This window comes from Mesorhizobium sp. M2A.F.Ca.ET.037.01.1.1 (assembly GCF_003998075.1).
Taxonomy (GTDB): domain Bacteria; phylum Pseudomonadota; class Alphaproteobacteria; order Rhizobiales; family Rhizobiaceae; genus Mesorhizobium.
Genome location: NZ_RZSA01001668.1, coordinates 1 through 637 on the forward strand (window position 1 = coordinate 1; position 637 = coordinate 637).

The window sequence follows — 637 nt, forward strand, 5'->3', positions numbered from 1 at the left end:
ATCCAGGAGCGTCAGGAATTCCTCGCCGTATTGCCACCGCGGCACAGCGTGCAGGTCGAACCGGCTCGCCATCTCGGTGGTCTCGTTGATGAAGTCGTAGACGGCGACCTCGCCGATCAGAACCGGAGAGATGTCGAACTGGCGGCCAATCCGCCTCAGGAACGCGAGAACCGCCTCGACGTCTCGCGAGCGGCCGCGAATCGCATTGTGGAATTCGTCGAAGATCAGGATCCTGGGTTTCAGTCTGTCGAGCAGATGATCGATCTGTTCGGCCTTACGGCCAACATCTCGACCATTGCCGACCGGGGCGCGGAACGCCTGCAGGATGCTTCCATAGAAATGTGCAAGGCCGGCACCCTCGCGCGTCTGGACCACCCACACTCTTTGCCGCTCGGACGTTTTCATGTGCTCTACCGCAAACCGTTCCGCGATCATCGTTTTGCCGTTGGCGTAGGGCCCGACCAGCATCAGGCCTCTGGTCCGCAACGCCGCCGGTCGCGACAGCAGTTCGGAAAGGCGCTCGTGTGCCTGTACTGCGACGTGATGTGCGATCCATCGCGGCGCCCGGATGTAGGCGATCCGGTCTTCCGCGCAGCGATCGAGGTACGGGCGAACATGGTCGAGCAGATGGTCCGCC

1 protein-coding gene is annotated in these 637 nt (G+C 62.3%); it reads right to left on the reverse strand.

The window, feature by feature from the left end; translation table 11 throughout:
• A partial coding sequence (locus EOA27_RS39110; protein ID WP_245491406.1) for a TniB family NTP-binding protein occupies positions 1-637 on the reverse strand: 637 nt, incomplete at both ends.